Raw genomic sequence first — 21,583 nt, forward strand, 5'->3', positions numbered from 1 at the left:
GAGCCCTGCCCTCCCCGACCCGGCTATTCCGCCGCTTCTGCCGCCAGCGGTTCGAGCGGCCGCTCGGCCTGCACCATCCGGTCGATCAGCCGGTGCGCCCAGAGCGAGCCCATGTCGATGTTGAGATTGTAGAAGGGTGTGCGCGGATTGTTGTCGATCGCCGCCTGCTGCGCTTCCAGAACGAACACGTCCTGATCGTAGAGGCCGGTGCGCTCCGGGTTGGCATGGGCGACGTTGATGCGCTGCGTCAGCGCCTCGTCGTCGGTCGCGAAGCTGCGCACGAAATTCCAGAAATAGTGGCAGGAGCCGTCGGTCTCGGGCGTGATGGCGGCGAGGAAGAAGCCGTTGACGCCTTGCGAGCGGTCGCCCTCCGGCGCGCCGGTGCCGACGGGCGCGACGCCGACGTCCCCCGCGACGATCGAGGGCGCTTCGAAGTTGATGATCTGCCAGCGATCCACAAGACCGGGCTTGCCGAGATTGCGCGCCCAGAAGGGCGGCGGCTCGATGCCCTTCATCCAGCGCGTGACCACCGCCTTGCGGTCGGTATGGGTCACGTCGAAGGGCGTCTGCGTCACATGCTCGTCGCCGATCGAGCCGGCATGGACATAGGTCTCGTGCGTGAGATCGAGGAGGTTGTCGATGATGAGGCGATAATTCGCCTTCAAGCCGTAATAGCTGCCGCCCGCGCCCACCCAGTCGGTGCCGTCGTTCCAGTGGAAGTCGGGCATCAGGGCGGGGTCGGCAAGCGCCGGGTCGCCCGGCCAGACCCAGAGGAGCCGGTGGCGCTCGACCACGGGATAGCTGCGCACGCGCGCCGAAGGGTTGATGGTGCGCTGGGCCGGCATGTGGGTGCAGCGCCCCGTGCCGTCGAAGGCGAGGCCGTGATAGCCACAGATCACCGTGTCGCCTTCGAGGCGCCCGAGCGACAGCGGCAGGAGCCGGTGCCAGCAGGCGTCCTCCAGCGCGGCGACCGTCCCGTCCTCCTTGCGATAGAGGACCATGTCGCGGTTGCAGATCTTGCGCGGCGACAGCGCCCGGCCGACCTCGTGCGACCAAGCGGCCGCATACCAGGCGTTGAGCGGAAAGGCGGCGTTCATTCCCATCACATCCTCCCAGAACGATGGAACACGACCTGTATACAGATCGGGTAGGCAGTCGGCAAGAACAGTTCTAACCAAGCCAAAAAATTCAGCTGGAACTGTGCGATATCAGATGAATTCGCGGTGGCCTGTATACAGCGGAGGCGACGGCCGGGACGCCCCGACCGCCGCAGGGCTCAGAGACGCGAAGACGCGCCCGACTGATCCGCCGCGCCCTTGATCGGCTCACCCAGCGTCTTCTTGAACCAAGCCGTCACGCGGTCGATCAGCGCGGGCTGATACCAGGGGAGATCGCCATGGGCCGCGCCCTCGACGAGCACGTAATCCACCGGATTGCCGCGCGCGCGCAGCGCCTCGAAGAGTTGCTGGCTTTGCACAGGCGAGACGAGCGTGTCGGCGCTGCCGTGCATCAGGAGCATCGGCGGCTTCTTCCCGTCGAGATGGCCCATCGCCCCCGCCGCCAGCGCCTTGGCCGGGTCGCTGGTCACCGGAGCGCCCGGGAATGTGTTGAAGGCCGGGCCGTTGACGAGAAGGGCTTCGGTGACGGCCGGCGAGGCGTGAACCTTATCCCGCTCGGGCGGAAAGCCCTCGCCGATATTGCGCACGTCCGAGATGCCATAGAGCGAAACGGCGGCCTGCACGTCGGAGGGCTGATCGAGGAAATCGCCCGTGTCATAGGCTGTCTCGCCGCCGGTCGTGGCGAGAAGCTCCGCCAGCCAGCCGCCGGCGGAATCGCCGAGGACGCCGATCCGCTGGGGGTCGATGCCATAGTCGGCCGCATGGGCGCGCAGATACCGCACCGCCGCCTTGCCGTCTTCCAAAGGCGCGGGGAAGACGCTCGGCACCACGCGATATTCGGCCGCCGCCACGACGAAACCGGCCTCGGCCAGCTTCGAGCGCATTTCGAAGAACTTCTCGTAATCCGCCGTCGTGAAGCCCCCGCCGGGCACATAGAGGATGGCGGGCTTCAGATCGGGGGTGCGCGGCACGAGAAGCGTCATGCGCAGCGCCCGGTTGGCGCGCATCGTGCGCACCTGCGCATAGACCACGCCGCCGATCTCGTCGATCTGCGGACTATCGCCCGTGACGCGGATCACCTCCGCGCCCTCGGTATAGCCGGGCAAGGTGGTGTCGGCGGAAGCGGCCAGCGCGGGCTGTGCGGCAAGTCCCAAGCTCAAGCTCGTCAAAAGACAGATCACTTTCATGGTCGCTCACCTTTTGGGGTCGATAGAGGCCGGGCGCGGCCTGTTCGCGAGAGGGCGAGCGGGTTTCGATACCCGGCTGAACCCACGAACCGGCGAGCGGGTTCAGATGAGCGGGAGGCCGACGTAGTTTTCGGCGAACGCCGCCTGCGCGCGCGGCGAGGTGCGGAGATAGTCGAGCTCTGCCACCTGCATGCGCCGCTCGAAGGCGCCCGTCTGCGGGAAGCGATGGGTGAGCGAGGTGAACCACCAGGAGAAGCGCTCGGCCTTCCAGACGCGCGCCAACGCCCGCGTCGAATAGGCGTCGATCCCCGCCACCGAGCGCTCGGCGTAATACTCCGCCAGCGCCTCGCCCAGCATCGAAACGTCCGACACCGCGAGATTGAGCCCCTTGGCGCCCGTCGGGGGCACGATATGCGCCGCGTCGCCCGCGAGGAACAGGCGGCCAAAGCGCATGGGTTCGGCGACATAGCTGCGCAGCGGCGCGATGCTCTTCTCGAAGGACGGCCCGCGCTGGAGCCGCTCGCCGAGGCTCGGTCCGAGGCGGAGCGCCAGTTCGTCCCAGATCCGCTCGTCCGGCCAGTCCTCCAGCCGCTGGTCCATGTCGCACTGGATGTAATAGCGGCTGCGCATCAGAGAGCGCATGGAGGCGAGCGCGAAGCCGCGCTCGTGGCTGGCATAGACCAGTTCTTCGGCGACCGGCGGGCGCTCGGTCAGGATGCCGAGCCAGCCGAACGGATAGACCCGCTCGAAATGGCGCAGGATGTCGGCCGGGATGGCCGCGCGGCAGACGCCGTGAAACCCGTCGCAGCCCACGACGAAGTCGCAATCGAGGCGATGCTCGCCGGCCGGCGTGCGGCAGGTGACGGCGGGCCTGTCCGTTTCAATATCGTGGAGGCGCACCTCATCCGCCTCGAACAGGATCGTGAGCCCGCGCGCCTCGGCCGCCTCGAAGAGATCGTGCGTCACCTCCTGCTGGCCATAGACCGTGACGCAGGAACCGCCGGAAGCCGCTTCGAGATCGATGCGGAAGTCCTCGCCGTCGCTGGAGAGGTGCGTGCCGGAATGGCGCAGCCCCTCCCGGCGCAGCCTCTCATCCAATCCGAGCTTGGTGAGGCAGTCCACCGTGCCCTGTTCGAGGACGCCGGCCCGCACCCGGCCTTCGACATAGGCGCGGGTCTGGCGCTCGATCACGACGGCCTCGATGCCGCTGGCATGGAGGAGATGGGCGAGAATGAGACCGGCGGGGCCGGCTCCTACGATGGCGACTTGTGTGCGCATGGTGTCTCCCAACGGGCTGCGGCGGCGCGGTGCGTCTTCGGGCGGGTTCGGCGCGCCGGTCAGGGCACGAGGCTCTCGCGGAGCCGGTTCTTGCGGATCTTGCCCGTCGCGGTGCGGGGCAGTTCGTTCACGATCTGGAACGTCTTGGGCACTTTGAAGCGGGCGAGCCGCGCTTCGCAATGGGCGCGCAGCTCGTCACCGCCGCCCGCGAAGCCCGGCTCCAGGATGACGAAGGCGTGCCCGACCTCGCCCCATCTGGTGTCCGGCACGCCGAGCACGGCGGCGGCGGACACGCCGGGATGCTCGGTAAGGGCGAACTCGACCTCGGCGGGATAGACGTTCTCGCCCCCCGAAATGAACATGTCCTTGCGCCGATCGACGATCGTGACGAACCCGTCCGCGTCGCGCACCGCGATGTCGCCGGTGCGCAGCCAGCCGTCCGGCGTGAAGGCGCTCTCGCGCTCAGTTGGCCGGTTCCAGTAGCCCGGCGTCACGTGCAGGCCCTTCACGAGGATTTCCCCGGCCGTACCGTCCGGTGCGTCCCGCCCTCCGGCATCCACGATGCGGATCGCGGTTGCCGGTCCCGCCTGCCCGACCGCCCCGGCATGGGCCGAGATCAGCGCGGGGTCGAGCGGCATTCCGAGGATGGTGCCGGCCTCGGTCATGCCGTAGCCGTCCACCATCGCGACGCCCCGGTCCAGCCACCATCGAATGTTGGCGGGCGGGTTCGGCCCGCCGCCGGTGAAGAGCGCCTTGAGCGACCAGTTCTCGGGGGCGAATCCATCAGCATCGCGCAACGCCGCCGCCATTTGAGGGACGCAGAAGTAATGCGTGATGCCCAGCGCGCGATCGGCGAGCCTTGCATTGGTGGTGGCGGGGTCGAAGCCCGGCGAGACCAGCACCGTGCCGCCCTGAAGGAGCGGCGGCCAAAAGGAGGTGACGAGCCCGATCACGTGGAACATCGGGGACTCGGCGAGAAAGACCGAGTCCGACGTGACATGGCCGAGCACGCCAAAATTGACGCCGGTGAAGAACAGCGTCTGCGGCGTCAGAATGACGCCCTTGGGCGTTCCCGACGTGCCGGATGTGTAGAGAATGACGCAGGGCTCGCCGGCATCGCGCGCCGGGCCGCGCACGGCCGGCGCCGCCGCCTCGCACCGCGCAGTGAAGGCGCTGACCTCCAGCACCCCAGCGCTCTCCGGCGGAGTGAACCCCACGGCCGTGCCGTCCGTGAGGATCAGCGTCGGGGTGCAGTCGGCGAGGATCGCGTCCAGCTCGGCGGGGGCGAGACGCCAGTTCAGCGGCGTGAAGATGACGCCCGAGCGCAGACACGCCTTGAGCGCGATCGCGAGATCGGCCGAGTTGCGGGCGATGGCGGCGAGCCGGTCGCCCGGCCGCAGGCCGAGCGCGTCCAGCGCGGCGCAAGCCTTCCCGATCGCCTCGTCCAAAGCCCAATAGGTCCAGCGCCGCCCGGTCGCCAGATCGACCAGGGCGGTCTTCTCCGGGCGCGCCTGCGCGTGCAGGCCCACCGGATCGGGGGCAATCCAGTCTTGCATGATTTGGGTTCTCCCTCCCAGTCGAACCGTCGAAGAGCGAACCGACGAACAGCGAACCGTCGTCAGCCCTGCATCTTGGTCTTGTCGTAGGCGCCCAGACCCGGCTTGTAGGCCTTCTCGTCGATGAACTGGCGGATGCCTTCCTTGCGGCCTTCATTGTCGAAGGAGTTGGCCGCCTCCTGGGCGCGCACGAGGTAATCCTCGGCCTCGTCATAGGCCATGATGCCGACGCGGCGCACGGCGTCCTTGGTGGCTTTCAGCGCGACCGGGTTCTTGGCGAGCAGCACCTTGGCTACCTCCGTCACCCGCTCCTTCAGGCGTTCCAGCGGCAGGCTCTCGTTGACGAGGCCCCAGGCGGCGGCCTTCTGCCCATCGATCGGCTCGCCCAGCATCGCGTGATACATGGCCTGCCGGAAGGGCATGAGTTCCACGGCGACCTTGGTGGCCCCGCCGCCCGGCAGGATGCCCCAGTTGATTTCCGACAGACCGAACTTCGCCTCGTCGGCCGCGAAGGCGAGGTCGCAGGCGAAGAGCGGGCCGTAGCCGCCGCCGAAGCACCAGCCATTGACCATGGCGATGGTCGGCTTCTGATACCAGCGCAGCCGCCGCCACCAGCCATAGCTCTCGCGCTGGCTCTGGCGCACGCCGGCCAGACCCTTGGCCTCCGTCTCGCGGAAATATTCTTTCAGGTCCATCCCCGCCGTGAAGGCGCTGCCCTCGCCGGTGAGGACGAGCACGCCGACATCCTGCCGGAACTCCAGCTCGTCCAGCACCTCCATCATGCGCCGATTGAGCGCGGGGCTCATCGCGTTGCGCTTTTCAGGCCGATTGAAGCGCACCCAGGCGATGCCATCAGCGATCTCGGCGGTGACGATGTCGGTGGTGTTCACGGTCTCGCTCATGAGCGTCGTGTCCTTCGTGACTGTCGGAATTTCGGAAGAGTGCGCGCGGGGCAGCCTAGAGACTGTTTCGGAAGTTCCCGGCGGAGGATCGGCGCAAGATTTTCGGTTCAGGCCAAGGCGCCAAACGCAGTCGATGCTAGGTCGGCATCGGCTGACATTGGCAACGACGGCCTGGACGAAAAGAACCGTCGAGCCGACCCGGCGGACTTTCGAAACAGTCTCTTAGATCGGGAAGTGGCCAGGCTCGGTCTCCACCGTGATCCAGCGCAGCTCGGTGAATTCGGCGATGCCCGCCTTGCCGCCGAAGCGGCCGTAGCCCGACGCCCCGGTGCCGCCGAAGGGCATCTGCGCCTCGTCATGCACCGTCGCACCGTTCACATGGCAGATGCCGGAGCGGATCTGCCGGGCGACACGCAAGCCCCGCGCGGCGTCGCGGGTGAAGACGGAGGCCGACAGGCCGTATTCGCTGTCGTTGGCGATGCGGATCGCGTCCGCCTCGTCCCGCGCCCGGATCACCGCGACCACCGGGCCGAAACTTTCCTCGGAATAGAGGCGCATATCTGACGTGACGCCCGTCACGACATGGGCGGGCACCAGCACGCCCTCCGCCTCCCCGGCCGCAACCACGCGCGCGCCCTTGGACACGGCGTCCTCGACCAGCGCTTTCAGCTTGTCGGCCGTCTTGAGGTCCACCACCGCGCCGAGCGGGGTCTTGCCCGCGCTCGGGTTCCCGGCTGCGAGCGTTCGCACCTTGGCGGTGAACTTCTCGACAAAGGCGTCGGCCACGGTATCGACCACGATGAGCCGCTCGGTCGACATACAGATCTGGCCCTGGTTGAAGAAGGCGCCGAAGGCGGCGGCCTTCACCGCCTCGTCGAGATCGGCATCTTCCAGAACAAGGAGTGGCGCCTTGCCGCCGAGTTCGAGCACGCAGGGCTTGAGGTTCTGCGCGGCCCGCACGGCCACGATGCGCCCGACAGCGGTGGAGCCGGTGAAGTTGACGCGGCGCACGGCCGGATGGTCGATCAGCGCGCCGACGACCTCGCTCGCATCCTCGGGCGCGTTGGTGACGAGCTGCACCAGCCCGTCCGGCAGGCCTGCCTCGGCCAGCGCCTCCACGATCAGCCCATGCGTGCGCGGGCACAGCTCGCTGGCCTTGAACACCACGGCATTGCCGCAGGCGAGCGGGGTCGCGAGCGCCCGCACGCCGAGGATCACCGGCGCGTTCCAGGGCGCGATGCCGAGCACGACGCCCGCCGGCTCGCGGATGGCCATGGCGAGACATCCCGGCTTGTCGGACGGGATGACCTCGCCCGAAACCTGCGTGGTGAGCGAGGCGGCCTCACGCAGCATGGAGGCGGCGAGCATCACGTTGAAGCGCGCCCAGCCCTCCGTCGCGCCGATCTCGGCCATCATGGCGGCCACGAAGGCGTCGCCCTTGGCGGCGAGCGCGTCGGCGGCCTTCAGGAGCGCGGCGCGGCGCGCGTTCGGCCCAAGCGCGACCCAGGCGGGCATGGCCTTGGCGGCCATATCGACGGCGGCGCGCGCTTCGTCCGGCGTCTGCGCGGGCGCTTGGCTCGCAACCTCGCCGCTGATCGGATTCATCCGGCGAAACAGGTTTCCGGTGGCACTCATCTGGTCTCCTCCCCAGACATCCGAGGCTCCCGAAGTCCTCGGATATTGCTATCTGAAATAGCGATTGACTGCTATATTTCATAACGGTATTGATCTGGCAAGAGGTCGCGGCGGTCGATTTCGAAAATCGGAGCGGGAGCGGGAATGGGAACGAAGGCCGGCAAGATCGATCTGATGGCGCGTCCCGTGCTGGACGATCTTCTCGGCTATCATCTGCGCCGCGCTTCGATCCTCGATCTGGCGGGCTTTGCCGAAGCGCTGGGCGACGAGATCAAGCCGGTCTCCTTTACGGTGCTCTGCCTGATCGAGGAGACACCGGGCATCACGGCCGCCGAGATCGGGCGTCAGGCGCGGCTCCAGCGGGCCAATCTCGCGCCCATGCTGGCGGAATTCGACGGACGCGGCCTGATCGAACGGCGCGCCGATGCCGAGGACCAGCGCATCCAGCGCCTGCATCTCAGCCCGTTGGGTGCTCGGGCCGTGGCCGACTGGCGCGAGCGCGCACTCGCACAGGAAGAGCGCACGTTCGGCGCGTTGACATCGAACGAGCGCGAGACGCTTCGCGGCCTCCTGTCGCGCATCTGGAAAGACGTCTGACGCGAGCGGGCGCGGCCTGACGAGGCCGAGACGCCCAGCCGCCGGAGGAAACGGTTCACGAGGCTTCGGCCCGCCCATGGAGGCGGCATTCGCTTGGGAGCGATGCCGGGAGCGGGCCGAGCGAACGCATGACAGCCGCACAAGCGGCCTCTGGGAGGAGACGATCATGACATCAGCCACTCATGCCCGTGGAGGGACGCGCGCGCTCACGCTCGTGTTTCTCGCCGCGATCATCGAAGGCTTCGACCTTCAGGCCGCGGGCGTCGCCGCGCCCAAGCTCGTGCCCGCCTTCGGGCTGGTGCCCGATCAGATGGGGCTGTTCTTTTCGGCCGCGACCTTCGGCCTCGTCTTCGGCGCGCTCGGCGGCGGCGTGATCGCCGATCGCTGGGGGCGGCGCACCGGCCTTGCGCTGTCGCTTGCCGTGTTCGGCCTGTTCTCGATCGGCACCGCCTTTGCCGGCACGTTCGAACATCTCGTTCTCATGCGCTTCCTGACGGGCGTCGGCCTCGGCGGCGCGCTCCCCAATCTCATCGCCATCGCGGCCGAATCCGTCTCGCCCGAGCGGCGCGGCCGGGCCGTCGCCTTCATGTATGCGGGCGTGCCGCTGGGCGGTGCGCTGGCGAGCCTCGTCGCCATGGTGGGCCTGCATGACGACTGGCGGTCGATCTTCGTGGTGGGCGGCATCCTGCCGCTTCTCCTGATCGTGCCGCTCCTGGCATGGATGGCGCCGTTCCGCGTGACGCGCACCGCCAAGGGATCGGCCCGCCGCCGCGACGTGCTTCTGGGCAGCGGCGCGCTGGCGCAGACGCTGCTGCTCTGGACCGCCTTCTTCTTCGGCCTCGTGGTCGTCTATCTTCTGCTCAACTGGCTGCCGCAGATCCTCGTCTCGCTCGGTTTTACCCGGGGCACGGCCTCGCTGGTCCAGATCGTCTTCAATATCGGCGGATCCCTGGGCGCGATCCTCGGTGGCCGCTTCCTCGACAGCCGACGGCCCGCCCTGTCAGCCGCCCTCTGCTTCGGCGGGCTGATGCTGGCGATCGCGCTTCTCGCCATGGTTCCGGCGGGCAATGTCGCGGCGGCGCTCGTGACCGGGGCCTTTGTCGGCGCGACGCTGATTGGCGTACAGGCGCTGCTCTATGGCATTGCGCCGCAATGCTACCCGCTCGAAGTGCGCGGCGTCGGCGTCGGACTGGCCGTCTCGGTCGGGCGCTTCGGGTCGATCGCCGGCCCGCTCTTTGCCGGCTGGCTGCTGGCGAGCGGCATGGGCCCGCAGCAACTCCTCTACGCGCTGCTGCCGATCGCCGCGCTCTGCGGAGCAACGACCGTCGCCCTCATCATCAGCCGAGACAAAGTCCCGAGCGCCATCCGGGCCTGAGCCGGGGATCGATCATCTCGGCCTCGGCCGGTCGACGCTCCGAAGCGCGCAAGCGCGGCGAGGATCGGCCGGCCGAATTCACGGCCAGCGTGCAGTCAAAGGGCCGTCGCCAGCCGATCCGCGATGTAGAGGTCCCTCAGCCGGGCGGCTATCGGACCGGGGCGGCCGGAGCCGATCGGCGCTTCGTCGATCGACACGACGGGCATGGCGAAATTGGTGGCGGAGGTGATGAAGGCCTCGGCCGCCTCCTTGGCCTGGGCCACGGTGAAGGGCCGCTCGTCCACCGCGATCCCTTCGGCGCGGGCAAGGTCGAGGATGCTGGCGCGGGTGATCCCGTGCAGGATCGCGTTCGACAGGGGCCGCGTGACGAGGACGCCGTCCTTCGTGACGATATGGGCGGTCGCCGCGCTGCCCTCGGTGACGAACCCGTCCTCGACGAGCCAGGCGTCGTCCGCCCCTCTCCGCATCGCCTCCATCTTGGCCATGGAAGGATAGAGGAGTTGGACGGTCTTGATGTCGCGGCGCTCCCAACGCCAGTCCGGCATCGTGGCGATCGACAGGCCGGTTTTCGTGCGCGGATTGTCGAGGACGGGCTTGGCCTGCGTGAACAGAACGAGCGTCGGTTCGGCGCCCTTGGGAAAGGCGAAATCCCGGTCGGCCACGCCGCGCGAGATCTGGAGATAGATCAGCCCTTCCTCGAGCGCGTTGCGCCGAACGATTTCGCGATGGACGGCGAGCAGCGCCTCCTGCGACAAGGGACAGGGGATGGCGAGTTCCTCCAGCGAGCGACGCAACCGCGCGCCGTGGCCGGCATAGTCGATCAGCTTGCCGCCGATCACCGCCGTCACCTCGTAGATCGCATCGGCGAAAAGAAAACCGCGATCGAAGACGGAGACCTTGGCCTCGGTTTCGGGCAGCCAGTCGCCGTTGAGGTAGACCGTGCGTGTCATGATGATCTCCGGGAAGCGCGGGCGTCAGCGGCGCGGGGCGGCGAAGGGGGCGAAGGACAGGCCATGACCCGCCAGCGCTGCCCGAAGCGCGCGCGCGGTGCCGACCGCGCCCGGCGTGTCGCCATGGATGCAGATCGTGTCGGCCTCGACGGGCAGACGCCCGCCGCCGAGCGTCGGAATGAAGCCTCCCTCGACCATGGCGAGAACCTGATCGACGCTGCGTTCGACCTCATGGATCACCGCCCCCTCGCGCTGGCGCGAGGTGAGCATGCCGGTCTCGTCATAGGTGCGGTCGGCATAGACCTCGCAGGCCGTGCGCAGGCCCGCTTTCTGCGCGGCCTCCATGGTCTTGGAGTAAGGCAGGGTGACGAAGACGAGATCGGGGTCCACGGCCATGATCGCGCGCACGCAGAGCGCGGCGAGCTCGGCGTCTTCGGCGGCCATGTTGCCGAGCGCCCCGTGCGTCTTGACGTGGGTCATCGGCCAGGACAGGGCCGCCGCCATGCCCTGCATGGCCGCAATCTGATAGACGACCTGCGCCTCCAGATCCTCCGACCGCTCGCCCGCGATGCGCCGGCGTCCGAACCCGTAGAGGTCCATGAAGGAGGGGTGTGCGCCGACCGACACGCCCCGCGCCTTGGCGGACAGGATGGTTCGACGCATTACCGACGGATCGCCCGCATGGAAGCCGCAGGCGACGTTGGCGCTGGTCACGAGGTCGAGCATCGCCTCATCGTCGCCGATCGTCCATGCACCGAAGCTCTCGCCCATGTCGCAGTTGAGATCGATCGTGCGCATATCCCGGTCCCGCCCCACCGCCGCGTCCGAAGCTTGCGGCCCAGCATCCTTGCCTCCGACATACGATTGGTATACTGAAAGAGCAAGGGCCAAGCACGGCCCATGGCGGTGGCCGACGGCCGATCAGGGAGACGACGCTCGCGGCATGCCTCACCGATTTCCACGCATCCTGGCCTGCGGCGACAGCGCCCTGTCAGTGGAACTCTCGGACACGATCGACGAGGGCGTCAACGCGCGCGTCATCGCGTTGGCCGACAGCCTGGCCGTCGATCCGATTGCGGGCGTCGAGGACGTCGTTCCGACCTATCGCGCGCTTCTCGTCCACTACGATCCGGCGGTACGACGTGGCGGGGATCTCGCGCCTCTTCTGTTGGATCGCCTCGAAAGGCTCGCGCCCGCCCCCGATGGAGGGCGGCAGTTCGAGGTGCCCGTGGTCTACGGTGGCTCTGCCGGGGTGGACCTCGACGATCTCGCCGCGATGAAGGGCATGACGACGGACGCGCTGATCACCCTGCACGCCGGATCGCACTACCGCGTGCACATGATCGGCTTCGCCCCGGGTTTCGCTTATCTCGGGGGGCTGCCGGAGGCGTTGCACACGCCGCGTCTGTCGGTGCCGCGCCAGCGCGTCGAGGCCGGCTCGATCGGCATCGGCGGGCGGCAGGCCAGCGTGAATTCCGTCGCCGGCCCGAGTGGCTGGCGCTTCATCGGCCGCACGCCGCTGCGCCTCTTCGACCCCGCCCGCCCGGAGCCCTGCCTCTTGCGGGCGGGCGATCGCGTCCGCTTCCGCCCCATCGGGCCGGAGGAGGGCGCGGCGTTGGAGCGGGCCGTGGCGAAGGGCGAGCCGATCGCCGGAGTGCCGCTGTGAGCGCGCTCGACATCCTGCAGGTCGGTCCGATGGCCTCGGTTCAAGACCTCGGCCGCAAGGGTTGGCTTCAGGCCGGCGTCTCGGGCGCGGGGCCGATGGACCCGCCGAGCTTTCGCATCGCCAACGCGCTCGTCGGCAACGAGCCGAACGCCGCAGCGCTGGAATTCGCCGGGATTGGTGGACGGTTCCAGGTCTCCGGCCCCGTGCGCTTCGCGGTGACGGGCGGCGACATGGACATCCGCAGGGGCGAGGAACGGCTTCACGCCTGGGAAAGCCACGACCTGTGTCCCGGCGAAGTCCTGACCATCGGAGCCTTGCGCGGCTGCGTCTGGGGCTATCTCGCCCTTTCGGGCGGTATCGACGTTCCTCCCGTCATGGGCTCGCGATCGACCCATCTGCGCAGCGGCATCGGCGGTCACGCCGGGCGCCGGCTCCAGGCCGGGGACCGCCTGCCACTCGGGCGCGCCGCCCCGGCCCCTCTCTTGGCCCTGCGCCGTCCCCTCCGCCAGCGCCCAGCCGGCACTCTGCGCGTCGTGCCGGGGCCGCAGGACGATCGCTTCGGCGCCGAGGTGCTGCGCCTCTTCCTGTCCGCGCCCTTCATCCTTTCGAGCGCCCGGGACCGGATGGCCCAGGTGCTCGACGGACCGGTGCTCGCAGCCGGGGGCGGACACGACATCGTCTCGGACGGCACCTGCGCCGGATCGATCCAGGTGCCGGCCTCCGGCCGCCCGCTCGTGCTGATGGCCGAGCGGCAGACGACCGGCGGCTATCCCAAGATCGCCACCCTCGCATCAGTCGACCTGCCTGGCCTGGCGCAGCGTCCGACAGGACGCCATGTTCGCTTCCGCGCGGTCTCGCAGGCCGAGGCGGAGGACGCCCTGATCGTCGCGCGCGCCGAACTGGGCCACTGTCTCGACGCGCTGGAGGAAAAACGGCCGCCCCGAGCGAAAGGAGGCATGCGATGAGCCAGCGGCTGACCCAGCAGGCCTATGGGAAGATTCTCGACATGATCCTGTCCGGCGCTCTCGCGCCGGGCGACACGCTGCAGGAAGCCAAGCTCGGCGATGCTCTCGCCATGTCGCGGACCCCCGTGCGCGAGGCGATCAAGCGGATCGAGGCGGAAGGGCTCGCCGCGCAGGAAGGGCGCTTCCTCAAGGTACGCAGGCTGACCCGCCCTCAGGTCGAGGAAATCTTCTTCCTGCGCGCCGCGCTGGAGGCGGCATGTGCCCGGCAGGCCGTGTCGCTGGCACCGCAAGTCCTCGACGCCTTGGCCGCGCGCGTCGAGCGGCTGCTCGGCCAAGGCCCCGGCGAGGAGGACGAGCAGCGCCGGGTGGACGACGACCTCCACCGCGCCGTGGCCCTCGCGTCGGGCAGCCGCACCATGCTGGCGACGATCGAGGATTTGCGCCGGCGCACCTGCATGTTCGATCATACCCAGGTTCCCGAACGTTTCCGCCTGAGCTGCGAGGAGCATCTCGGCCTTATCGCAGCCCTGCGGGCGGGCGACGGCGAGCGCGCAGGGCAACTGATGGGCGCGCATATCGACCACGCCCGGGACGCGATCCTGCTTCGGTTGGAAAAGGCGCCGGGCTCCGAGGGAGCGGCCGCATGAAGTGTCTGATCGTCCAGCCGATCCACGAGGCGGGCCTGTCGCTGCTGCGCGACAACGGCGTCGAGCCGATCCCCTGCCCCGCGCCCGACATGGAAACGGTGGCGCGTCTGGTGGCGGGATGCGAGGCCGCGATCACGCGCGATGCGGGTTTCTCCGGTTCAGCGATGCGGGCGGGCGACCGGCTGCGGGTCGTCGTCGTGCACGGAACGGGCCACGATGCGGTGGACAAGGCGGCGGCCACCGAGCGCGGCGTCCTCGTCTGCAACACGCCGGGGGCCAATGCGCGCTCGGTCTCCGAACTGGCGCTGGGTCTGGCGCTCGCCGCCGCGCGTCGTATTCCGGCGGCGGACCGGGCCGAGCGGGACGGCATGGCGGGCTTTCGCGAGCGCGAGCGCTTCGTGGAGCTGTCCGGGAAGACCGCCCTGATCGTCGGGTGGGGGGCGACGGGCCGGGGGCTCGGCGCGATGCTGAGGGCCGCGCTCGGTATGCGCGTCCTCGTTCACTCGCCGCGCGTCGCCGATCTCGGCGGCTTCGAACGCTGCGCAAGCCTCCAGGAGGGGCTGGCTCAAGCCTATCTCGTCTCGCTGCACACCCCGCTCCGCCCGCAAACGCATCACCTGATCGACGCGCAAGCGCTCGCCGCCCTCAAGCCGGGCGCGATCCTCGTCAACACGGCGCGGGCGGGGCTTGTAGACGAGGCGGCGCTGGCGCGGGCGCTGGACGCGGGGCGCGTCTTCGCGGCGGGGCTCGACGTCTATTCGCACGGCGCGCCGGCAGGCCCGCTCGGGCGCTGCGGGCGCGTCATCTTCACCCCCCATCTCGGCGGCACCACCGGCGAGGCGCTGGAGCGCGTGGCGCTCGGCGCCGCGCGCAACGTCCTCGAAGCCCTGTCGGGCCGCCGCCCCGCGACGGCGCTGAATCTCGAAGAAGGGGTGTCGGCATGACGGGCGATGGGGCCGCGACAACGGTCGAGCGCGCCCTCTGGGACGTCAACGCCCTCGGGGCGGGCGGTTCCGGCTTCACCCGCCGCTCCGACAGCCCGGCCGAAAGCGAGGCGCATGCGGTCATCGCCGACGAATGCGCGGCGCTGGGCCTAGAGGTGACGCGCGACGCGGCGCTCCATCTCGACGCCCGCCTGCCCGGCTGCGACCGTTCGGCTCCGCCGATCCATGTCGGCTCGCATCTCGACACCGTGCCGATGGGCAGCGTCGATGACGGGCTGGCCGGAGGGGTGCGCGCGGCGGCGCTGTTGGCGCAGGCGGGTCGGGAGGCGGTGATGATCTGTCGGCGGAAGGGGAACGCAAGCCACACCCTGGACGAGGGCATGGACCCGGCCGATCCGGCGCAAGCCGTCCAAGGGCTCCACCGCGCGGTCGGCGCATGTTGAGGTTCCGGGCATGAGCGAACGGGAAACCTTGGCCCAGCAGGCCTATCGCGACATCAAGCAACGCATCCTCGAAGGGGCGTTCTCGACCGGGGAGGTTCTCACCGAGCGCACGCTCGCGCTGGCCTCCGGCATCTCGCGCACGCCCTTGCGTGCGGCGATCTCGCGCCTCGAGAAGGAAAGCGTCATCACCCGCCTGCCGAACGGCGTTCTGATGGTTCAGCCCGTCACGCTGGAACAGCTGCTGGAGATCGTCCAGGTCCGCCGCATTTTGGAAAGCGCGGCCGCTGCCCGGGCGGCCGGGCGGCCTTTCACGCCGGCGCTGGCGGCCTCGCGCGAGGTGATGCGGACCTATGCCGAGGGGCGGGACACCGCCTTCGACCAGTTCTGGCTGGACGACGACCGCTTCCACGACGCGGTGGCCGAGGCGGCGGGCCTGACGCTCCTGCCCGACATGCTGACCGAAATGCGCGCCATCGCGCGCCGCTGCACCATCACGCGCACCCACGATCGCTTCGCCGAGCAGGCGCGCGAGCATCTGGCCGTCATCGACGCGGTGGAGGCGGGGGACGCGCCGGGCGCGGCGAGCGCGATGGAGCGCCATTTCGACAGCGTCAAGAGCCGCTTCCTCGGGTGGCTCGCACGCGCCTGACACCCGATCTATCAGAGAGAACCATGCACGAATTTGCCCATATGCAGGGCTCGGAGGCGGCCTTTCGCCAAGCGGAGTTCGCCGAGCGCCAGACGCGAGCCGGACGGGCCGTGCGCGAGGCCGGCTTCGAGGCGCTGATCGTCACTAGCCCCGAGACGATCTACTGGCTGACCGGACGCCAGACCGCCGGCTATTTCGCCTTTCAGGCGCTGATCCTCCCGACCGATGGCGCGCCGCATCTTCTGGTGCGCCGCCTCGAAAAGCCGGGGGCCGTCGCCAACACATGGCTCGCCGACATCGCCGCGTATGAGGACGGCGAAGACCCGGCCGAGGCGCTGGCAAGGCTCCTCGGCGCGCTCGGCATCGCGTGTCCCGCGATGGAGCTGGGCGGCTGGTTCGTCTCGCCGCTGCTGGCCGCCCGGATCGCGGCGAGTCTGAAGCTCGAAGCGCTGCCGGACGGCTCGACCCTGCTGCCGCCGCTGCGCGCGGTGAAGTCACCCGCCGAGATCGACGCGATCCGCCGCGCGGCGACCTATGCCGAAGCCGGAATGCGGGCGGGCCTGGAAGCCTGCCGCGCCGGCAGCGACGAAAACGCGGTCGCCGCCGCCATGCTGGGCGAGGCGACGCGCGCCGGCTCGGAGGCGATGGCCATGGAGCCGCTCGTCTCCTCCGGCCCTCGCAGCGGCTTGCCGCACATGACCTGGCGGCGGCGACAACTGGAGGCGGGAGACCCGATCTTCCTGGAACTGGCGGGAAGCCACGCCCGCTACCACGCCGCCCTGATGCGCTCGGCCTGGATCGGCCCGCCGCCGGCCGAGGCACGCCGCATGATGGATTGCGCGCTGCGCGCGCTGGATGCCGCGCTGGACGCGATCCGCCCCGGCGCGCCCTGTTCCGCCCCGCACGAGGCAGCCCAACGCGTGATCGACGCGGATGGCTACACGGCCGCCTTCCGCAAGCGCATCGGCTATTCCATGGGCATCGCCTTCGCGCCCGATTGGGGGGAAGGCGCTCTTCTCAGCCTGTTTTCCGGCGTTGACCGCCCGATCGAGCCCGGCATGGTGTTCCACCTGCCCGCCACCTTGCGCAGCTACGGCGTCTGGACCGTCGGCGCCTCCGAGACGGTGGTGGTGACGCCGACGGGCGCCGAGCCCCTTTCGTCCCTGCCGCGCGCCTGCGCAATCCTTTGAACCCTCGTTCTCACCCAACCCAGGAGCCAATCCGTATGCGGTCTCTCTTCCACCTCGCCTATCACGTCACCGACCTCGACGAGGCCCGCCGGTTCTACGGCGGCGTCCTCGGCTGCGCGGAAGGCCGATCGACCGACACTTGGGTCGATTTCGACTTCTTCGGCCATCAGATTTCGCTCCATCTCGGCAAGCCCTTCGAGGTGACGCGCACCGGTCGGGTCGGCGACCATATGGTGATGATGCCGCATCTGGGCGTCGTCCTGCCGCTGGAGGACTGGCTGGCGCTCAGCCGGCGGATCGAGGAAGCGGGCGTCGCCTTCGACATTCCGCCCGTGGTGCGTTTCGCCGGCGAGCCGGGCGAGCAGCGCACGATGTTCTTCTTCGACCCGAGCGGCAACCCGATCGAGGTCAAGGGCTTCAAGGATTTCGAGGGCGTCTTCGCCCACTGATGAAGGAAACGGGGCGGACGCCGCGGACCGCCCCTTTCGTCTCGGCGCTTGTCAGGCGCTCCGAGAGCCCGTCCGAAAACTCCGCCGGGTCGGTTCTTACGCCCACCAGTGCGGCGGCGAGCGCGTCAGCAACTCGTTGCCGTCCCGCCCGATGATCAGAATGTCTTCGTAGAAGGCCGCGCCGACGCCCTCCAGCGACAAGAACGCCTCGATACCGACCACCATGCCCGCATGAGCCATGTCGTCGGCGTCCGACATGCTGGTGGAGATGCGCGGCAGCTCGAAGCCGAGGCCGATGCTGTGGCCGAAGAACGGGAAATTCTTCATGATGGCTGAGACCGATCCGCCGAAGGCGGCGGTCAACCGGTCGCCCTCCGCCGCGACGTCGAGGAACCGGGTGCCCGGCCGGGTCATGTCCGAAAGGCGTTGGACGATATCGGCCGCCGCCTCGATCAGTCGCCGCTGGTCGGGCGTCGGGCGGCCCCGCACACCGGTGCGGCCGGGGTCCATATAGTAGCCCTGGAAGAAGGCCGCGTGGATCGTGCCGGTCACCATGTCGCCGGGCTGCGGCGTGTCGGCGCTGTAACCGGTCAGCGGAAACCGCTGGTCGAAGCCGAGCGTGGCCCCGTGATTGCAGCCGATCATCTGGAGCCGGCCGCCGCGCCGCACCACCTCGCGCGCTGCCTCGCCCGCCGCTTCCTCTTCGGACAGGCCGGAGATCAGCCCCTCCATCAGTCGGTTCAGCCCAACCGTCGCCCCCTCGCCGCCGATACGATAGGCGTCGAGTTCGCGCGCGCTCTTGTAGCGGCGCACCGAACGCACGAGGTCGTCCGTCGGCACCCATTCGATGGCGGGCGCCTCCTCCAGAAGCTGGCCGTAATATTTCACCGGGATGAAGTGCGTTCCGACCAGCGCCACAGGCCCGCTCACGCCGGCCTCGACGAGCGATTTCGCGACGCTGCGGAACGGATGGGTCGAGGCGCGCACGTCGGACACGGAAACGAGGTCGGAGCGCACCTCGGGCTCGTCGATATGCAGCTGCGGCGCATGGCCCTGGCGCAGGATCACGGCGGCGAAGGAGCGCGCGCTCCAGATCGCCGAGTCCATGCCGCCGCTGATCGCGTAGTGGTTCGACAGATAGAGAACGTCCCCGCAGGAATCCATCGTACCCCCGCCCCGTCCGAAGACCACGGCGGTTTCCAGCCCACGTCGGCGCATCTCCGACAGAACGCGCTCCCAGCGGGTCTCGTATTCGTCGATCGGGAAATAGGGGCTCATGGGATGCGGCTCCATCGCTCAAGGTTCGCGTGCGCCCAGGGTACGCGGGCAGGCGGGCGGGCACCTGGCATCGGCGCATGGGGGCGCGCTGTCGGACGGCCGCGCGGCGCCCTTCGGCCGTAGCGCGGCTCTTTTCAGTATACCGAAGGTATTCTTCCGGTCAACCGGCGGTCGAGCGAAGTGGGGTCGGAAATCCGATCCGCCCAAACTCTTGGCTCGAAGCGCCCAGGAATTCATCGACCCGCCCAAAAATTCCGCCGTAAATCAATGGTTTTCCTTGTTGAATTCCATTGGTATACCGAATAGCGTCTCTCGTGCCGCTTCTCCCCGTTTCGGCCCTCCCCTCTCCCGACCCGAGAGACCGAGTCCCTATGATACGACGTCACCCAGACCTTGCGAGCCGCGCCGGCGGACGGACGATCCGGGCGCAGGACGGCGCCGCCCGCCTGGGGCGCCTATGACGGCTCCGATCCTCACCCTTCGCGATATCCGCAAGAGCTTCGGCGAGAACGAGGTGCTGAAGGGCGTCTCCTTGAGCGTCCAGCCCGGCGAAGTTGTCTCCATCATCGGCGCGAGCGGATCGGGCAAAAGTACGTTTCTGCGCTCGATCAACGGGCTGGAGGTTCCCCAATCCGGCTATCTCGACTTCGAAGAGCTTCGCTTCGACTTCGACCCCGAGTCCCGCTTCTATCCGACGCCGGCGCAGTTCCAGGCGCTGCGCCGGCGGGCGGGCATGGTGTTCCAGAGCTACAATCTCTGGCCGCACAAGAGCGTCCTCGAAAACGTCGTCTACGCCCCGATCCGCCTTCTGAAAGTTCCGCGCGCGCGGGCGGTGGAGGAAGCGGAGGCGCTTCTGTCGCGCATCGGCCTCTTCGAGAAGCGCGACAGCTACCCCGCCCGCCTCTCGGGCGGGCAGCAGCAGCGGGTCGCCATCGCCCGCGCGCTGGCCATGAAGCCGCGCCTCATGCTGTTCGACGAGGTGACCTCCGCGCTCGATCCCGAACTCGTCCACGAGGTGCTCGGGCTGATGGCGTCTCTCGCCGCCGAGGGCATGACCATGCTGCTCGTCACCCACGAGATCGCGTTCGCGCGCGACGTCTCCTCGCGCGTCGTCTTCTTCGACAAGGGCGTGATGGCCGAACAGGGGCCGCCCGACATCCTGCGCCACCCGGAAAGCGACCGGCTGCGCCAGTTCCTTCACCGCATTCTGCACGACGATCTGCCCCGCGCGGGGCGGCAGGGAGCCTGAGCGCGATGGACGCCTTCCTTTCCGACATTCGCCTTTACGGGCCTGGTTTCGCGCTCGCCGCCTGGACGGTGTTCTGGCTGACCATCCTCACCATCGTTGTGAGCTGGGCCTGCGGGCTGGCGGTGGCGCTCGCCCAGCGCTCCCGCTTTCCCCTCGTGCGGGGCGCGGCGCGGTTCTACATCTGGTTCATCCGTGGCACGCCGACGCTGATCCAGGTCTTCATCGTCTATTTCAGCCTGCCGCCCTTCGGCATCCGCTTGTCCCCGTTCACGGCGGGCGTCCTGGCGCTCGGCATCAACAGCGGCGCCTATGTCGCCGAGATCATACGCGGCGGCCTCTCGGCCATCCCGCGCGGCCAGATGGAGTCGGCCCTCGCCATGGGCTTCAGTCCGGCCGAGACGATGCGCGGCATCATCCTGCCCCAGGTCTTCCGTATCATCCTGCCCTCGATCACCAACGAGGCGATCTCGACGCTGAAGAACACCTCACTGCTTTCGACGATCACGGTCATCGAGCTGACGCTCTACGCCCAGACGCTGATCGCCTCGACCTTCCGCCCCTTCGAATTCTACATCGCAGTCGCGCTGATCTATCTCGCGCTCACCACGATCCTTTCCCAGCTCGCGGCTGTCCTGGAGCGCCGCTACGCCCTGGCCGCCTGACCGGCCGGACATGAACTCTCCCCGGACCCTCCCCACGAAGGACAGTGCTATGCCGTTGAAGACCATCGCATTCGCGCTCGCCACGCTCTCCACCCTCGCCTTCGCGGCGCCCGCGCTGGCGGCGGGGCCCGAACTCCTCGTTCCGGGCAAGCTGCAGGCCGCGACCGAGGGCACCTTCTCGCCCTTCAGCATGCGCGCGCCCGACGGCACGCTGGACGGTCTGGAGATCCGCGTCATGAAGGAGGTCGCCCGCCGCATGGGGGTAGAGTACGCCCCGGTCCTCATCAAATGGGACTCGCTCCTCATCGGCCTCGAAGCCGACCAGTTCGACGTCATCTCCGCCGCCATGGACATCACCCCCGAGCGGCAGAAGCGCGTGACCTTCGCGGACGGCTGGCTGGAATCGGGCGGTCGCATTCTCACGCCGAAATCCTCGCCCATCAAGAGCGCCGAAGACCTCAAGGGAAAGACGGTGGGCGCGCTCGTCTCATCCACCTTCTCCAAGATCGCCGAGGAGAAAGGCGCGAGCGTGAAGGGCTACAAGGCCGACGCCGACGCGATCCAGGATCTCGTTAACGGCAATGTCGACGCCGTCATCACGGACTCGATCGCCGGTGCCTGGGCCATCAAGGAAGCCAAGCTGCCGATTGTCATGACCGACGACTATGTCAGCCGCGTCCAGAAGGGTTTCGCGATCAAGAGGGGCAAGCCGGAACTCACGGCCGCCATCGACAAGGCGCTCGCCGAGATGGTGGCGGATGGCACGTATGCCAAGCTGACGAGCGACCTCATCGGCTTCGACCCGGCCCCCAAAGAGCCTATCCGCAGCCAGCCGTGACGCCG

22 protein-coding genes are annotated in these 21,583 nt (G+C 68.8%); 13 read left to right on the forward strand and 9 right to left on the reverse strand.

Annotated features, from left to right (window positions below; translation table 11 throughout):
- Nucleotides 1-23: 23 nt before the first annotated feature.
- The 6 genes from NS365_RS07710 to NS365_RS07735 all read right to left on the reverse strand — a co-directional run bounded on the left by NS365_RS07710 (nucleotide 24) and on the right by NS365_RS07735 (nucleotide 7,676).
- On the reverse strand, nucleotides 24-1,097 hold the full coding sequence (locus tag NS365_RS07710; RefSeq protein ID WP_058599701.1) for an aromatic ring-hydroxylating dioxygenase subunit alpha: 1,074 nt from the start codon (nucleotides 1,095-1,097) through the stop codon (nucleotides 24-26).
- Between the two features lie 179 nt (nucleotides 1,098-1,276).
- On the reverse strand, nucleotides 1,277-2,305 hold the full coding sequence (locus NS365_RS07715) for an alpha/beta hydrolase (protein ID WP_058599702.1): 1,029 nt from the start codon (nucleotides 2,303-2,305) through the stop codon (nucleotides 1,277-1,279).
- Nucleotides 2,306-2,407: 102 nt separating this feature from the next.
- A complete protein-coding gene (pobA, locus tag NS365_RS07720) occupies nucleotides 2,408-3,583 on the reverse strand; it encodes a 4-hydroxybenzoate 3-monooxygenase (protein ID WP_058599703.1) in 1,176 nt (391 codons plus the stop codon).
- Between the two features lie 59 nt (nucleotides 3,584-3,642).
- The gene (locus NS365_RS07725) at nucleotides 3,643-5,139 is read right to left on the reverse strand and encodes an AMP-binding protein (protein WP_082684495.1); all 1,497 of its coding nucleotides are present in this window, start codon (nucleotides 5,137-5,139) and stop codon (nucleotides 3,643-3,645) included.
- Between the two features lie 62 nt (nucleotides 5,140-5,201).
- Nucleotides 5,202-6,041, reverse strand: a complete 840-nt coding sequence (locus tag NS365_RS07730; RefSeq protein ID WP_058599704.1) for a p-hydroxycinnamoyl CoA hydratase/lyase — start codon at nucleotides 6,039-6,041, stop codon at nucleotides 5,202-5,204.
- A gap of 222 nt (nucleotides 6,042-6,263) precedes the next feature.
- On the reverse strand, nucleotides 6,264-7,676 hold the full coding sequence (locus NS365_RS07735; RefSeq protein ID WP_058599705.1) for an aldehyde dehydrogenase: 1,413 nt from the start codon (nucleotides 7,674-7,676) through the stop codon (nucleotides 6,264-6,266).
- A 144-nt stretch (nucleotides 7,677-7,820) separates the two neighbouring features.
- On the opposite strand from NS365_RS07735, the gene NS365_RS07740 reads away from it, so the two are divergent.
- The gene (locus NS365_RS07740) at nucleotides 7,821-8,273 is read left to right on the forward strand and encodes a MarR family winged helix-turn-helix transcriptional regulator (RefSeq protein WP_058599706.1); all 453 of its coding nucleotides are present in this window, start codon (nucleotides 7,821-7,823) and stop codon (nucleotides 8,271-8,273) included.
- Nucleotides 8,274-8,439: 166 nt separating this feature from the next.
- Complete coding sequence (mhpT, locus tag NS365_RS07745; protein WP_058599779.1) at nucleotides 8,440-9,648, forward strand: 3-(3-hydroxy-phenyl)propionate transporter MhpT; 1,209 nt, start codon at nucleotides 8,440-8,442, stop codon at nucleotides 9,646-9,648.
- Nucleotides 9,649-9,743: 95 nt separating this feature from the next.
- On the opposite strand, the gene NS365_RS07750 is transcribed toward mhpT, so the two are convergent.
- A complete protein-coding gene (locus tag NS365_RS07750) occupies nucleotides 9,744-10,598 on the reverse strand; it encodes a D-amino-acid transaminase (protein ID WP_058599707.1) in 855 nt (284 codons plus the stop codon).
- A gap of 24 nt (nucleotides 10,599-10,622) precedes the next feature.
- A complete protein-coding gene (locus NS365_RS07755; RefSeq protein ID WP_058599708.1) occupies nucleotides 10,623-11,396 on the reverse strand; it encodes a 5-oxoprolinase subunit PxpA in 774 nt (257 codons plus the stop codon).
- A 145-nt stretch (nucleotides 11,397-11,541) separates the two neighbouring features.
- Here NS365_RS07755 and pxpB point away from each other — a divergent pair, with 145 nt between their 5' ends.
- Genes pxpB through NS365_RS07795 form a run of 8 tightly spaced genes read left to right on the forward strand, consistent with a single transcriptional unit; the run spans nucleotide 11,542 to nucleotide 17,551 of the window.
- Nucleotides 11,542-12,264, forward strand: coding sequence for a 5-oxoprolinase subunit PxpB (pxpB, locus tag NS365_RS07760; RefSeq protein WP_058599709.1), 723 nt, complete (start codon nucleotides 11,542-11,544; stop codon nucleotides 12,262-12,264).
- Complete coding sequence (locus NS365_RS07765) at nucleotides 12,261-13,229, forward strand: biotin-dependent carboxyltransferase family protein (protein ID WP_058599710.1); 969 nt, start codon at nucleotides 12,261-12,263, stop codon at nucleotides 13,227-13,229. The genes pxpB and NS365_RS07765 overlap by 4 nt, the downstream gene beginning before the upstream one ends.
- Nucleotides 13,226-13,876 (forward strand): GntR family transcriptional regulator, encoded by a 651-nt coding sequence (locus NS365_RS07770; protein WP_058599711.1) that lies wholly within the window; start codon nucleotides 13,226-13,228, stop codon nucleotides 13,874-13,876. Before NS365_RS07765 ends, NS365_RS07770 begins: the two co-directional genes overlap by 4 nt.
- On the forward strand, nucleotides 13,873-14,820 hold the full coding sequence (locus tag NS365_RS07775; protein ID WP_058599712.1) for an NAD(P)-dependent oxidoreductase: 948 nt from the start codon (nucleotides 13,873-13,875) through the stop codon (nucleotides 14,818-14,820). Before NS365_RS07770 ends, NS365_RS07775 begins: the two co-directional genes overlap by 4 nt.
- Nucleotides 14,817-15,263, forward strand: coding sequence for a hypothetical protein (locus NS365_RS07780; RefSeq protein ID WP_058599713.1), 447 nt, complete (start codon nucleotides 14,817-14,819; stop codon nucleotides 15,261-15,263). The genes NS365_RS07775 and NS365_RS07780 overlap by 4 nt, the downstream gene beginning before the upstream one ends.
- A gap of 10 nt (nucleotides 15,264-15,273) precedes the next feature.
- Entirely contained in the window at nucleotides 15,274-15,912 is a 639-nt protein-coding gene (locus NS365_RS07785) for a GntR family transcriptional regulator (RefSeq protein WP_058599714.1), read from the forward strand.
- Between the two features lie 23 nt (nucleotides 15,913-15,935).
- The gene (locus NS365_RS07790; RefSeq protein WP_058599715.1) at nucleotides 15,936-17,102 is read left to right on the forward strand and encodes a M24 family metallopeptidase; all 1,167 of its coding nucleotides are present in this window, start codon (nucleotides 15,936-15,938) and stop codon (nucleotides 17,100-17,102) included.
- A gap of 35 nt (nucleotides 17,103-17,137) precedes the next feature.
- Nucleotides 17,138-17,551, forward strand: a complete 414-nt coding sequence (locus NS365_RS07795; protein ID WP_058599716.1) for a VOC family protein — start codon at nucleotides 17,138-17,140, stop codon at nucleotides 17,549-17,551.
- Nucleotides 17,552-17,647: 96 nt separating this feature from the next.
- On the opposite strand, the gene NS365_RS07800 is transcribed toward NS365_RS07795, so the two are convergent.
- Nucleotides 17,648-18,829, reverse strand: coding sequence for a M24 family metallopeptidase (locus NS365_RS07800; protein WP_058599780.1), 1,182 nt, complete (start codon nucleotides 18,827-18,829; stop codon nucleotides 17,648-17,650).
- A gap of 457 nt (nucleotides 18,830-19,286) precedes the next feature.
- Between NS365_RS07800 and NS365_RS07805 the strand changes: the two genes are divergently transcribed.
- Genes NS365_RS07805 through NS365_RS07815 form a run of 3 tightly spaced genes read left to right on the forward strand, consistent with a single transcriptional unit; the run spans nucleotide 19,287 to nucleotide 21,578 of the window.
- Complete coding sequence (locus tag NS365_RS07805) at nucleotides 19,287-20,078, forward strand: amino acid ABC transporter ATP-binding protein (RefSeq protein WP_058599717.1); 792 nt, start codon at nucleotides 19,287-19,289, stop codon at nucleotides 20,076-20,078.
- A 5-nt stretch (nucleotides 20,079-20,083) separates the two neighbouring features.
- Nucleotides 20,084-20,740, forward strand: a complete 657-nt coding sequence (locus tag NS365_RS07810; protein ID WP_058599718.1) for an amino acid ABC transporter permease — start codon at nucleotides 20,084-20,086, stop codon at nucleotides 20,738-20,740.
- A gap of 49 nt (nucleotides 20,741-20,789) precedes the next feature.
- Nucleotides 20,790-21,578 (forward strand): transporter substrate-binding domain-containing protein, encoded by a 789-nt coding sequence (locus tag NS365_RS07815; protein WP_058599719.1) that lies wholly within the window; start codon nucleotides 20,790-20,792, stop codon nucleotides 21,576-21,578.
- The last annotated feature ends 5 nt before the right edge of the window (nucleotides 21,579-21,583 follow it).

The organism is Aureimonas ureilytica (assembly GCF_001475935.1).
Classification (GTDB): Bacteria; Pseudomonadota; Alphaproteobacteria; order Rhizobiales; family Rhizobiaceae; genus Aureimonas; species Aureimonas ureilytica_A.